This window comes from Xanthomonas sp. DAR 80977 (genome assembly GCF_041240605.1).
Taxonomy (GTDB): Bacteria; Pseudomonadota; Gammaproteobacteria; order Xanthomonadales; family Xanthomonadaceae; genus Xanthomonas_A; species Xanthomonas_A bundabergensis.
Genome location: NZ_CP162487.1, coordinates 3,647,803 through 3,661,019 on the forward strand (window position 1 = coordinate 3,647,803; position 13,217 = coordinate 3,661,019).

Sequence of the window (13,217 nt, forward strand, 5' to 3'; positions counted from 1 at the left end):
CCCAATCCCCAATCCCGAATCCCGGCCTTCAATCAATGCGCTGCAGGATCTGCTTGGCCAGTTCCGCGTAGTCGCCCTTGAAGTGATGGTCGCCGGGCAGCTTGACCAGCTGCGCGGCGCCGTGCGGCAGGTCCGGGCACAGCGCGTCGTCGTCGTCCTCGCCGTAGATGCACAGGGTCTGCGCGCCCGGCATCTTCGCCACTTCCGGGGCGATCGGCAGGCCGTCGTCGCCGGAACTGATCCAGTTGGAGACGTGGAATTCGTAATCGGCGGTCTTGCCCAGCGACAGCAGCGCGGTGGCCTGCACCTGCGCGCGCATCGGCGGCGGCAGCTGGTTGTAGGCCGCCGGCAGCACGTCGGCGCCCTGCGAGAAGCCGATCAGCACCACCCGCTCGCGCTGCCACAGGCGGCTGTAGTGGCGGTAGATCCGGTCCAGGTCGGTGGCGAAGCCCTGCGGGGTGCGCTCGCTCCAGAAGTAGCGCAGCGAATCCACGCCGACCACCGGGATGCCGGCCTGGGCCAGCGCGCCGGCGACCTGCTGGTCGAGCCCGGCCCAGCCGCCGTCGCCGGACACGAAGATCGCGAACACTTTGTCGTTGTCGTTGTCGTTGCCGGTGGCCGCGGCGCCGGCGGCGGCCGGCGCATCGACTGCAGGCACCTCGACCACGGGCAGCCCGGCCAGATCGACCGGCGTCGGCGGCAGGCTGACCCCGCGCTGCGCGCCCAGCGAGCGCACCGCCGCGCGCAGCCCGGGCAAGGCGTCGCCACTGGCGCTGCGGCGGAACTGCCGCGCCTGCGCCACCTTCTGCAGGAACGCATCGCTCTGCTGGGTGCAGCGGTCCTTGCCCGGCGCATCCACCGCCGCCAGCCACGGCAGCGGCAGCGATGCCGGCTGCAGCGCGCGCGCCGGCGCGGTGATGCCGGCGCCGCAGATCTGGTCGTCCAGCACCTGCACCGGGCAGAAATCCTCGGTGACCAGACCGGCCAGCAGGTGCTTGGGCGCCTGCGCCGCGACCGCATAGGCCAGCGCGGCGCCGTCGCCATCGCCGACCAGCAGCGGCAGGCGGTAGGTCGGCACGTGGTAGTAGGCCTGCACGTAGCGCGAGAAGTTCTCCACGTCGCCGGCGGAGAAACCGCAGGTGCCGGGGATCTTGGCCAGCACCGCCTGCAGGTGCGCGCTGTCGATCACCACCACCATGGCGCCGTCGTCGCGCAGCGCCTCGATCTGGCGCATCCGCGCGGCCTCGCCGTGCTTGCCGCCGGCGAACCACAACACCACGCGCTGCGCCTCGCCGTGCGGCAGCAGCACCGGCACCTGCTCGAAGCGGCCGTGGCTGAGTTTTTCCGGGACCGCCGGCGCTGCCGCCGCGGGCGCTGCAGGCGTCGTCGCGGCCGGCGCCGCCAGGGCGGCAGCCGATCCGACCAGTCCGGCCAGCGCACATCCCCACATCCATCCGCCACGCATTCGCATCATCCGGCAATCCTGAAAAGGCGTGTAAAGATAATCCCGAACGGCGGCGGCGCGAAGCGCGGCGCAGGCGCCGGTTCATGCGAGGTAGCTTAGGGCCAGGCCGCGGTCTGGCCGCTGCGGCGGCGGTACGGCAGCGCGCGGCCGCCGCTCACGCGCCCGGGTCGGCCTCGGGATGGCGCAGGCGCCACGCCGCCAGCGCCTGCCGATAGCGCGCCACGTCCTCGGCGTACAGGTCGTGCACGCACAGCGGGCAGCCGCTGTCGCAGCAATCGCTCGGCAGGGGCGGTTGCGGCGGCTGCGGGCGCGGATCGGCGCTGGCGGGATCGGGATCGGGATCGGGCATCACGGTGCAAGGCGGGCGGCACGCCAGGCGCGTGCACAGGTGCGCATTGTAGAACGCGCCGGCGTCGGCTCAGCCGATCGCCTGGCGCAGGTTGGCGCGCGCCGCCGCGTCGTAGCGCGCATGGAACCAGTCGCTGAGGAAGATGCGCGGCTGCGCCAGCACCGTCTTCAGGAACGCACGGCGCTTGCGCCGGTACAGCCAGCCCGGCACCACGCCGCGGTACTCCTCGGCGATGGCGCGATCGTAGGCGGCGAACGCGGCAGGATCGGCGCCAAGGATGGCCATGTCGCAATCCAGGAACAGCGCCGCCTCGGCATCCACCGCGGCGGCGGACAGTTGCCCGTGGCGCGCGGTCAGATCGATCAGCGCGGCCACGCGCGCCGCGTCCAGCCCGGCATCGGGCAGCCATCGCGCGATCGCCGCCTGCGCCAGGCGTGCCGACTGCGCCTCGTTGTCGCCGCGCCCGGCCTGGTACACCGCGTCGTGGTAGAGCACGGCCAGGTAGACCTCGCGCGGCTGCCGCCAGCCCAGCGCGGCGGCGACCTCGGCATAGTGCCCCAGCACCGCCTGCACGTGGCCGAAGTGGTGGTAGGCGCGCGGCGGCGTGGCATACGCTTCCTGCAGCTGCGTCCATTGCGCCTCGGGCAGGATCAGCGGCGGTGCCGGTTCGCTCATCGGCCCGCCTCGCCACCGGCGTGCGCAGGCGCGTCGGCATCCGCCGACAGCGGCCAGCTCGCTTCGTGCAGATAGCGCCCCTGCCCCTGCACGCTGCGGATCAGGCTCAGCGTCGCGACGGTCCAGCGCAGTTCCGGCACCGCCTGCAGCGGCAGCGCGCAGTCGTCGTAGGCCAGGGTGATGTGCGGCACATAGGCCGCCTCGGCGCGCGTGGCCACGCCCTGGCGGGCCAGTTGCCGCTGCAGCGTCTCGCGCAGCCGGCGCAGCGCGGCCGGTTCGCCGTCGCCCTGCAACACCAGCGGTCGCGCGCGGCTGCGGCCGCCGAAACTGAGCACGCGATCGAAGCACAGCTCGAACGGCGCCGCCGCCAGCGCCTGCCCGGCGGCATGCGCCTGCTGCAGCAGGCGCGGCGGGATGCCGGCGTACTCGCCGAGGTAGTGCAGGGTCAGGTGCAGCCGTTCGGGCGGCAATGCGCGCCCGCGCAGGCCATGCGCAGTCCGCAGGCGCTCGCCCAGGGCGAACGCGCGCTGCGCGGTGGCCGGATCCGGCAGCACGGCGAAGAACAGGCTCTCGCGCGGCGCCGGCGCGGCGAAGCCGAGCGAGAATTGCGCGTCTGCGGGGGAAGCGTCGTGGGCCATCGGCATGGGGCGGCGCAATGCCGCGAGCGATCCGGCAACGGAACAGGCGGCCATGGTAGCAAGCGCAGCGCGGCCGGCGCGCGGCGTTCGCGCGCCCTTGCAACGCAAAAAGGCTGGCCGGATGGATCCGGTCAGCCTTTGCGTCTGTGCAGCCCGCGCACGCTGCAGCCGATCAGGACCGCAGCGTGCCGGGACAGCGATGACGGCCGGACGTGCGCCCGGCCTGCGGCTCAGGCCGCGTTCTTCATCGCGTGCTTGCGGTTGCGCATCACGTCGTGGCAGGCGCGCACTTCCGGCAGCAGCTTGGTGGCGGCGTCGCGCGCGGCGACCGGGGTGTCGCTGTCGGCGATGGTGTCGTTGAAGGCCTTGAGCAGGCGATCCTCGGACTCTTCCAGCTCGGCCACGTAGCCGTACTTGGTGTCGCCCAGCGCGGCACGCACCTTGCCGTACATCTGCTGCATGCTGCCGACCATGGTGCCGTGTTCGTCGGGCTTGCCGCCGACCGCCTGGACCGTGGCGCTCAGGCTGCTGACGATGTCCGACTTGACCCCGGCGATGCGCAGGAACAGCGCCGACAGTTCCGCATCGCCGACCTTCTGCGCCGCTTCTTCGTAGAACTGCTTGCCGTCGCGGGAAATGGCGATGAGGTCGTTGAGGCTGTGGGTGGTCTTGCTCTGAATGCTCATGGATGGAACTCCTTCTGCAGTGGGCCGGCGAACATCGCGCAACGGGCACGTCGGGTCGTGTTCCCTGGATGTCGCTCGGCCGCGGGATGAAGAGTCTTGCCGCGTTGCGTCGTGGGAGGGATGCTGGACGCCAGGGCATAAATTGCACGTGAGCCGAAACGGCCGCGTCCTCACGCGACGCTGGCAGGCATGAACGGGCATTCATGGCCGGAGTGCCGGCTCCCTGGCGATATTTTCGCCAGGGCGTGCATGCGCCCCGGCACGGCGCGCTGCGGCAGAGTTATCCACATGCTTGTCCTGCACTCATCCACAATCGCTGTGGATGAATACGCGGCGCCGGCCGGCCGCCAGGCACGGCCTCGGTCGCGGCCGCGATCGCTGCATTCCCTGGCACGTGCGCCGCGCCGGCAAAGGGCTATATTTGCCGAAAGACCCTCCCATCCGGGATTCCCCACGAGGTGCGCCATGTTCGGCTGGACCGCATTCGCCCTGGTCGCCGCGACGGCGATCGCGCCGCCGCCCGCACCGCCGTCGCCGCCCGCTCCATCTGCGCCCCTCGTCCCCGAAGAGATCATGCGCGTCCCGCCCGCGCTGCATGCGCTGGTGCAGCAGCGCATCGACCGCCACAGTTCGCCCGAGCAACGCCTGCAGCAGTTGGTGCGGCTGGCCTTCGACGTGGACGGCCTGGATCTGCAGTACGACGCCAAGGCCACCAACAGCGTTGCCGAGAGCTATGCCACGCGGCGCGTCAACTGCCTGTCCTTCACCCTGCTGTTCGTGGCCCTGGCGCGCGACGCCGGGGTGGACGCGCAGGTGCAGGAAGTGGGCCGCGTGCTGAGCTGGTACGAGGACGGCAACGCGCTGTACAACGCCGGCCACGTCAACGTCCTCGTGCGCATCGACGGCAGTCGCCGCAGCGTGGACCTGGACCGCAGCGTGCTGATGGACCGGCGCGGCCCGCAGCCGATTTCCGACCGCCGCGCACTGGCGCACTACTACAACAACCGCGGCGCCGAGCTGATGGCCAACGGCGACCTGCCCGCCGCGCAGCAGCACATGCAGATGGCGCTGCGGATGGACCGCGACTTCGCCGCCGCCTGGAACAACCTCGGCGTGCTGGCGCTGCGCCAGGGCGATCCGCAGACTGCCGCGAACAACTATGCGACCGCGCTGTCGATCGATCCCGGCCACGTGTCCGCGCTGTCCAACGCCGCCATCCTGTACCGGCACCTGGGCGACAGCCGGCGCGAAGCGGCGATGCTGGCACGGCTGCAACGGGTGCAGCTGACCGACCCGTTCCACCAGTACCTGCTCGGCAACGAGGCGGAACGGCGCCAGGACTATGCCGCGGCGATCGGCTACTACCGGCATGCGCTGCGCCTGTACGACAACGCGCACCTGCTGTATTTCGCCCTGGCCCGCGCCTATCTGCTCAATGGCGATCCGCGCCGCGCCAACTGGGCGTTGCAGCAAGCCGTGGAGCACGCCGACAAGACCGCGCAGCCGCGCTACCAGGCCAAGCTGGAGGCGTTGCGGCGGTTGACGCACAACACCCAGGCGCAGCGCTGAGCCGCGGCGGGCGAGCCGATCGGGGCGCGCGCGTGGCGCCGGCGTTGCGCATCCACGCAGCCACACCTACGACAGCGCGCCGCCCCACCCGCCTGGCGCGATCGCGCCAGGCCCCAGGCCGCTCGGCTCAACAGGCTTCCGCCAGGCGCCGCGTGCGGCGCGCGTCGTGGCGCGCCCACAGGTACACCAGCAGCCCGCCCAGCGCCGCCGCGGCGCCGACGTAGCCGGTCGAGGTCCAGCCCAGTCCGGCGCTGATCGCGATCCCGCCCATCCACGGCCCAAGCGCATTGGCCAGGTTGAACGCGGCATGGTTGGACGCGGCGGCCAGGGTCTGCGCCTCGCTGGCCACGTCCATCAACCGGGTCTGCAGCACCGGCGCCAGCGCGCCCATGCTGCCGACCGCGACCACCGCCGGCAGCACCGCCCACGGCGACTGCGCGGCCAGCGGCCACGCCAGCAGCACCGCCATCGACCACAGCAGCACCAGCGGCACGGCGCGGAACTGCAGCCGGTCGAACAGCCAGCCGCCGGCGAGATTGCCGAGCAGGCCGCCAAAGCCGAACGCGCCCATCGCCACCGGGATCCAGCGCTCGGAGACGCCGGTGACCTGGGTCAGGGTCGGCGCCATGTAGCTGAACACGCAGAACATGCCGGCGAAACCGACCGAGCCGATGCCCAGCGCCAGCCACACCTGGGCACGGTTGAACGCGCGCAGCTCGCGCAGCGGCTGCTGCCGCGGCTCGTGCGGGTCGGACGGCAGCAGCCGCAGCACCAGCACCACGGTCAGCACCGCGATCGCCGCCACCAGCGCATAGGCGTAGCGCCATTGCGCCACCTGCCCCAGCCAGGTCGCCAGCGGATTGCCGACCAGCACCGCCAGGTTGAGCCCGAGCAGCACCCGGCTCACCGCCGCGCCGCGCTGGTCGGGGCGGCTGATCGAGGCGGCGACCAGGGTGGCCACGCCGAAGTAGGCGCCATGCGGCAAGCCGGCGATGAAGCGCACCAGCAGCATGCTGCGGTAATCCGGCGCCAGCGCGCTGGCCAGGTTGCCGACCGCGTAGAACCCCATCAGCGCCAGCAGCAGCGTGCGCCGCGGCCAGCGCGCGCCGACGATCGCCAGCAGCGGCGCGCCGACCACCACGCCCAGCGCATAGGCGCTGATCAGGTGCCCGACCTGCGGTTCGTCGATCGCCAGGCCGCGCGCGATGTAGGGCATCAACCCCATCGTGGAGAACTCGCTGGTGCCGATCGCGAAACCGCCCATCGCCAGCGCGAACAGGATCAGCACGTAGCCGCGGCGCGACAGCGGCGTCGGAGGAGTGGCGGGAATGGACATGCCCGGGGCCTGATCGAAGAGGGCCGCCTATTATTGTGCATTGCAACATGCAACGGCACCCATGCGCGTGCAACACCGCGTTGCATCGTGCCCGCGCGGCGCCAAACGTGCAGCTGTACGGCTTCAGCGTGACGCCACCGACCCACGCCCAGCCTTGCGGCGCGCCCCTCTCCCGCCTCGCTGCGGCGAGGGCCTGGGCGTCATGGCCGGCTCACTCCATCGCCACAGGCGGCTCGGTCACCGGCGATGGCGTTGGCGCGCGGTAGAGCACCTCCCCGCCGCGTATCGTCATGGCGACGTCGGCGTAGGCCAGCGGATCGCGCAGCGGATCGCCGCGCACCAGCACCAGGTCGGCGTCGTAGCCTGGCGCGATGCGCCCCTTGCGCTGCGCATAGCCGAAGCGCTGCGCCGGCGCGGTGGTCAGCATCGCCAGCACGGCGCGGCTGTCGACCCCGGCCGCGCCGAGCAGGCGCAGCTCGCGCCGCGTATCGGCCTCGTCGATGAAGCCGACGTCGGTGCCGAACAGCAGCGTGCCGCCGGCCGCGCGCAGCGCCTGCACCTGCTGCCGCGCCGCGGCGGCGAAGCGCTCGACCACCGCGTCCGGCGCGTTCTCGCGGCGCAGTTCCAGCTCGAACAACGCCAGCGTCGGCACCAGCGCCACGTTGCGTTCGACCAGGCGCTGCGCCAGTCCTTGCGGCCACGCGCCGGCCGCCGGCGTGGCGTGGGCCAGCACGTCCACGCCCGCGGCCAGCGCGATCTCGATGCCGCGCAGGTCGCTGGGATGGGCGAACACCGGCTTGCCGGCCGCGTGGGTGGCGGCCGCCACCGCGGCGGCGATCGGCGCCGGCATCGGCCGCACGCCCTCGGCGCCGCCGACGATGGCGCCGGTGAACAGCTTGCTGCCATCGGCGCCGGCCTGCAGCTGCGCCTGCGCACGCGCGCGGGCGGCCTGCGGCTCGGCCACTTCGGCGCTGGCCACGCGCTGCGCGGCGAGGAACTCGCGCACGTAGATCGGCGTGCCGTGTTCGGGATAGAACGGCGCATCCACGGTCAGCAGCAGCGGCCCGAGCAGTTCGCCGGCCTCGATGCGGCGGCGCCAGGCCAGGGTGTTGCCGGGCACACCGGCCAGCTCGAACACGCTGGTGAAGCCCCAGCGCGTCAGCTGCTCGCGCAGCTGCGCCTGTGCCGCGGGTGCCGGCGCCCGCGCCGCGTCCAGCAACGGCGGCGCCAGCAGATGCACGTGGCTGTTCCAGAAGCCGGCGAGCACGGTGCTGCCGCGGCCATCGATGCGCTGCACCCGTGCCGGCAGCGCGACCGCAGCGCGCGCGCCGACCTGCACGATGCGGCCATCGCGCACCAGCACCACCGCGTCGTGCAGCGGCGGCGCCTGCGGCGAGGCGATCACCGTGGCGCCGACGATGGCCAGCTCGCGAGCGTGCGACAGCGGCGCGGCCAGGGCCAGCAGCAGGAGCAGAAGGACGCGAGCGCGCATCGGCCGATACCGGGTTGGGGACTGGCGCAAAGTCTAGGTGGCCGCGACGTGGCCGCCATCGGCGAGGCGTCATGCATCGCGCATGACAAGCGTCAGCCCGCGGCCGGGCGCGGCGCGCCGGCTCAAGCACGATCGCGCCGGCGCTGGCGAGCCGGCGGCCAGCAACGCACTGTCCCATCGCGATCGCGCGAAACCGGGCGCGCCGTCCCCATGTCTTCGGAGCGGACGTGCCGCGCCGCCGGCGCTGCGCCGTCCATGCCCCCATTTCCTCGAGCGAGACCCCTGCCGATGACCGCTACCGCTTCCCCCCTGTTCACGCCGCTGCGCCTGGGCGCGATCGAACTGGCCAACCGCATCGTGATGGCGCCGCTGACCCGCAACCGCGCCGAAGGCGAAGGCCGCATCCCCTCGCCGCTGGCCGCCGAGTACTACGGCCAGCGCGCCAGCGCCGGGCTGATCGTGGCCGAGGCCACCCAGATCAGTCCGATGGGCCAGGGCTACATGGACACGCCCGGGATCTACAGCGAGGCGCAGGTCGCGGCCTGGAAGCCGGTCACCGCCGAAGTGCACCGCCGCGGCGGCAAGATCGTGCTGCAGCTGTGGCACGTCGGCCGCATCTCCCACGTCAGCCTGCTGCCGGACGGCGCCGCGCCGGTGGCGCCGAGCGCGTTGCGCGCCAACGCCAAGACCTACACCGCCGAGGGTTTCAGCGACGTCTCCGCGCCGCGCGCTCTGCGCCTGGACGAGATTCCGGCGCTGATCGAGGACTTCCGCCACGCCGCGCGCAACGCCATCGCCGCCGGTTTCGACGGCGTGGAAGTGCATGCGGCCAACGGCTACCTGATCGACCAGTTCCTGCGCGACGGCAGCAATCACCGCGACGACGCCTACGGCGGCAGCATCGAGAACCGCACCCGGCTGCTGTTCGAGGTGGTGCAGGCGGTGGCGCAGGAGATCGGCGCCGAGCGCACCGGCGTGCGCCTGTCGCCGGTGACCCCGGCCAACGACGCGCACGACAGCGCGCCGCAGGCGCTGTTCGAGCGCGCGGTCGAGCGCCTGGATCCGCTGGGCCTGGCCTTCGTGCACGTGATCGAGGGCGCCACCGGCGGCCCGCGCGACAACATCGCCTTCGACTACGCCGCGCTGCGCGCCAGGTTCCGCGGCCCGTGGCTGGTCAACAACGGCTACGACAAGGCCCTGGCCGAACAGGCCGTGGCCAGCGGCCGCGCCGACGCGGTGGCGTTCGGGCGCCCGTTCATCGCCAACCCGGATCTGGTGGAACGGCTGCGCCGCGACGCGCCGCTCAACCCGCTGGATGCGGACACGCTCTACGGCGGCGGCGCCAAGGGCTATACCGACTACCCGACGCTGGACTGAACCCGCTGCGCGATGGCGGCACGGCAGGCGTGCCGCCACCGCCGCCGCTCAAGGAGGCGTCGCCGCCTTCTGCGGCGGCGCGTCCGCGGACAGGTGCGCCTGCAGGAAGCCGGCCACGCCGCTCCACAACGCGGCGCGATGATCGACGTCGGCGAAGCCATGGCCTTCGCCCTCGAAGGTCAGCCCCACCGGCGGATTGCCGGCCATGTCCAGCATCCGCAGCATGCGCCGGGTGTGCTCGTAGTCCACGCGCCGGTCCTCCAGCCCGTGCGCCAGCAGCACCGGCACGGTGATCGCCTCGTAGCGGTACAGCGGCGAGGTGCTGGTCATCTGCTCCAGCTGCGTGTTCGGATTGCCGAGCCGGCGTTCCAGGTTGGCGCGGCCTTCGGCATCGCGACCGGAATCGCTGGCGGTATAGAACAGGATCCGGTCGGCGACCCCGGCGATCGACGCCACGCAACGGAAACGCTCCGGCCAGCGCATCGCCATCACCAGCGCCGAGTAGCCGCCGTAGCTGGCGCCGAGCACGCACATGCGCTGCGCATCCAGCGGATAGCGCGCCAGCGCCTGCCCGATCGCCGCATCGATGTCGTCCTCGATCAGCGTGCCGAAGCCGCCGCGCCCGGCTTCGCGGAACGCGCGCCCGTAGCCGTCGGAGCCGCGGAAGTTGACCCGCAGCACCGCATAGCCGAGCGAGGCCAGGAACTGGGTGTCCGGATCGAAGCCCAGCGAATCGGCCACGCCGATCGGCCCGCCGTGCGGGAACACCACCAGCGGCTTGCGCCCGCCGCCCTGCGGCAGGGTCAGGAACGCCTCCAGCGGCAACCCGTCGCGGCCCTTGAACTTGAGCACTTCGCTGGGCGCGAAGTGCAGGCCCTGCAGCCACGGCATGTCCTCGGCGATCGCGGTGGCGGCGCGCTTGTCCAGGTCCAGGTGGTACAGCTGCGGCGGCTGGTCGGCGGCATCGGCCCACAGGATCATCTGCCGTCCGTCCAGGTTGCGCGCGGCGATCTGCACATTGCGCCCGGGCAGCGCGGCGCTCAGCGCGCGGCCGAGGCGCTCGTCGGTGCTTTCGAAGTAGTGGCTGACCAGGCGCCCGCTCTCGTAGTAGGTCACCCCGATCGGCGTGCGCCGCGGGCCCTGGATCAGGTCGACCACGTCGACCCCGGGCTGGCTGAACAGCGTGCGCACGATCTTGCGCGCGGCGACGTCGTAGGCGACCAGGTCGCGCTGGCCGCGCCCCTCGTCGGTCACCGCGTAGATCTCGCCGGCATCGAAGGACAGCCCGACCGGCTGGAAATCGCGCAGGTCGCTGAGCGTCATCACGTCGTGGTAGGTCGCGCCCATGCCGTCGCGGTACAGCAGCACGTAGTCGTCGTCGCGCCGCACCACCGCCAGGCGCAGCCGCCCGTTGCCATCGGTCAGCCAGCCGACGTCGCGCTCCAGGCCGATGTTCAGCCGCTCCTGGAAGCGCGGCCGCCAGCGGTCGATCGCCGCCTGGCTGGAGACGTCCATCAACTGCACCGCGTTGTCGCCGTTGCGCAGCGTGGTGGCGTACAGCACCGTGTTGGGCGCCTGCGGCAGGGCATCGACGATGTAGCCGCCATCGGGCAGGGTCAGCGCGCTCCACTTGCGCTTGCCGTCGGCGCCGACATCCACGCGCATGCCGCGCACCACGTCCTGGCCATGCGGCACGCGCACGGTGAACAGCAGCGCGTCGTTGCCGGCCCACAGCAACTGCTTGATCGGCTCGACGCTGGTGGCCAGCAGGCGCTGCTGGTTGCTGGCCAGATCCAGCAGTTCGATGCGCCATTCGTCCTTGCGCTCGTGCAGTTGCAGCGCCAGCAGGTCGCCGCGCGGATTCAGCTCCAGCGCGTTGACCAGATTGCCGCGGAACAATGTGGCGGGGGCGATCGGCATCGCGGCCGGCAGCGGCGGCGCGCGCAACGCCACCTTCGCCGCCGGCGTGGCATCGGGATGCTGGGCCAGCGCCTTGCGGTAGAACTGCGGGAACGGATCGGGATAGTGCCCCGAATAGCCCAGTTCGTACTGCGCCCACAGCGCCGGATGGGTCTGCTGCAGCCAGTCCATCGCCGCCAGCGAACGGTTGACCATGCCGATGTCGAAATTGAACAGGGACTTGGGACGGAACAGCAGGTCGCCCGGATAGGTGATGCGTCCGGGCTGGATGCGGAAGCGGAACTCGTCGCTGTCGCGCATGTTGTAACTGAGCTCCGGCAGCAGCGAGATCTTGCGCCAGGCGTAGTCGCCGGCCGGCGCGATGTACAGCCGGTAGCTGATGCCCGGCTTGAGCTTGGCCATGGTGCCGGCGCCGAAGATCTTGCCGTCCTTGTTCAACTCCACGCCGTACAGGTCGACATCGGTGTCCACCGCGACCAGCACCAGGCCCTCGTCGGGCGCCAGCTGCGGTGTCTGCCCCGGCTTGACCTCCTGCATCCGCGCCCACGCCGGCAGCGCCAGCGTGCACAGCGCCAGCAGCAACAGCCACGCCAGCCGGCGCCCCACGCGACCGCCGGCCGCGACAACGTGCTTTTCCATGGTGTCCCCTGTTTCCTTGCCGGGCGGCAGCCCCCCTGCGCCCAGCGCGCATGATAGCCGCGCCGCAGCCGCCTACGGCAGCCGCTAGAGCACCAGCCGCTCGCCGAGGAAATCGACGAACACGCGCAGCTTCGGCAGCATGTGCCGGCCGGACGGCCACAGCAGGTGGAAGGTGCCGGTGGAATCGACGTAGTCGTCGAGCAGCGTGCGCAGCGTGCCGGCCGCAAGCTCCGCGCGCACCGAGTGTTCCGGCAGGAAGGCGATGCCGCAGCCGCGCAGGGCGAAGCTCAGCCGCGTCTCGATGTTGTTGCAGACCATCGACACCGGCAACTGCAGGCCGGCCGCCGCCGCGCCCATCGGCCAGGCTTCCAGACGCCCGCTGCTGCGGAAACGGTAGTGCAGGCACTGGTGGGCGAGCAGGTCGGCCGGCCGCAGCGGCGTGCCGCAGCGCTGCAGGTAGTCCGGCGCGGCGACCAGGCAGCGGCGGAAGCGGCCCAGGCGGCGCGAGGCCAGCCGCGAGTCGTCCGGCTCGGCCACGCGCAGCACCGCATCGAAGCCCTCCTCGATCACGTCCACCAGGCGGTCGTCGAAATCCAGGTCCAGCTGGATCTGCGGATAGGCGCGCATGAAGTCGGCCAGCACCGGCAGCAGCACGTTGTTGTTCATCGGCAGGCTGATCCGCAGCCGCCCCTTCGGCGTCGCGGCCAGGCTGCCCAGCTCGCCGCGCGCCGCTTCGGCCTCGGCCAGGATGCGCCGGCAGCGCGGCAGGAACAGTTGGCCTTCGGCGGTCAGGGTCAGGCTGCGGGTGCTGCGATGGAACAGGCGCACGCCCAGCGACTGCTCCAGCCGCGACACGCTCTTGGCCATCGCCGACGCGGACAGGCCCTGCGCCCTCCCGGCCTCGGCGAAGCCGCCGCTCTCCACCACCTGTACGAAGCCGCGCAGGCTGCCCAGACTGTCCATCGCACCGCCACCATTGCGGACATTTACGTCCTCGTAGCCAGGAACTCTACCCGTCTTTTTCCGCAATCGGCATGCGCCCACGCTGCACCTCCCTCCTCCACGAGTCGC

11 protein-coding genes are annotated in these 13,217 nt (G+C 71.9%); 2 read left to right on the forward strand and 9 right to left on the reverse strand.

Annotated elements, in window-relative coordinates; genetic code table 11:
* Nucleotides 1-28: 28 nt before the first annotated feature.
* The 5 genes from AB3X10_RS15365 to AB3X10_RS15385 form a co-directional block, all read right to left on the reverse strand.
* Nucleotides 29-1,450 (reverse strand): virulence factor family protein, encoded by a 1,422-nt coding sequence (locus tag AB3X10_RS15365; protein WP_369981852.1) that lies wholly within the window; start codon nucleotides 1,448-1,450, stop codon nucleotides 29-31.
* A 169-nt stretch (nucleotides 1,451-1,619) separates the two neighbouring features.
* Entirely contained in the window at nucleotides 1,620-1,814 is a 195-nt protein-coding gene (locus tag AB3X10_RS15370; protein WP_369976083.1) for an oxidoreductase-like domain-containing protein, read from the reverse strand.
* Between the two features lie 69 nt (nucleotides 1,815-1,883).
* Complete coding sequence (locus AB3X10_RS15375) at nucleotides 1,884-2,489, reverse strand: hypothetical protein (protein ID WP_369976085.1); 606 nt, start codon at nucleotides 2,487-2,489, stop codon at nucleotides 1,884-1,886.
* Entirely contained in the window at nucleotides 2,486-3,133 is a 648-nt protein-coding gene (thpR, locus tag AB3X10_RS15380) for an RNA 2',3'-cyclic phosphodiesterase (RefSeq protein WP_369976087.1), read from the reverse strand. The genes AB3X10_RS15375 and thpR overlap by 4 nt, the downstream gene beginning before the upstream one ends.
* A 224-nt stretch (nucleotides 3,134-3,357) precedes the next feature.
* Nucleotides 3,358-3,813, reverse strand: coding sequence for a PA2169 family four-helix-bundle protein (locus tag AB3X10_RS15385; protein WP_369976089.1), 456 nt, complete (start codon nucleotides 3,811-3,813; stop codon nucleotides 3,358-3,360).
* Between the two features lie 573 nt (nucleotides 3,814-4,386).
* Between AB3X10_RS15385 and AB3X10_RS15390 the strand changes: the two genes are divergently transcribed.
* Nucleotides 4,387-5,382, forward strand: a complete 996-nt coding sequence (locus tag AB3X10_RS15390) for a tetratricopeptide repeat protein (protein WP_369976090.1) — start codon at nucleotides 4,387-4,389, stop codon at nucleotides 5,380-5,382.
* A gap of 127 nt (nucleotides 5,383-5,509) precedes the next feature.
* Here AB3X10_RS15390 and AB3X10_RS15395 read toward each other — a convergent pair whose 3' ends face one another.
* Together AB3X10_RS15395 and AB3X10_RS15400 are read right to left on the reverse strand one after the other, a co-directional pair.
* Nucleotides 5,510-6,718: an MFS transporter gene (locus AB3X10_RS15395; protein ID WP_369976092.1), complete on the reverse strand. Its 1,209-nt coding sequence runs from the start codon at nucleotides 6,716-6,718 to the stop codon at nucleotides 5,510-5,512.
* A 211-nt stretch (nucleotides 6,719-6,929) separates the two neighbouring features.
* Entirely contained in the window at nucleotides 6,930-8,210 is a 1,281-nt protein-coding gene (locus tag AB3X10_RS15400; protein WP_369976094.1) for an amidohydrolase family protein, read from the reverse strand.
* Between the two features lie 288 nt (nucleotides 8,211-8,498).
* On the opposite strand from AB3X10_RS15400, the gene AB3X10_RS15405 reads away from it, so the two are divergent.
* The gene (locus AB3X10_RS15405) at nucleotides 8,499-9,587 is read left to right on the forward strand and encodes an alkene reductase (protein ID WP_369976095.1); all 1,089 of its coding nucleotides are present in this window, start codon (nucleotides 8,499-8,501) and stop codon (nucleotides 9,585-9,587) included.
* 48 nt (nucleotides 9,588-9,635) lie between these two features.
* On the opposite strand, the gene AB3X10_RS15410 is transcribed toward AB3X10_RS15405, so the two are convergent.
* Entirely contained in the window at nucleotides 9,636-12,146 is a 2,511-nt protein-coding gene (locus AB3X10_RS15410) for an alpha/beta hydrolase family protein (RefSeq protein WP_369976097.1), read from the reverse strand.
* An 84-nt stretch (nucleotides 12,147-12,230) separates the two neighbouring features.
* Nucleotides 12,231-13,109, reverse strand: coding sequence for a LysR family transcriptional regulator (locus AB3X10_RS15415; RefSeq protein WP_369976098.1), 879 nt, complete (start codon nucleotides 13,107-13,109; stop codon nucleotides 12,231-12,233).
* Between the last annotated feature and the right edge of the window lie 108 nt (nucleotides 13,110-13,217).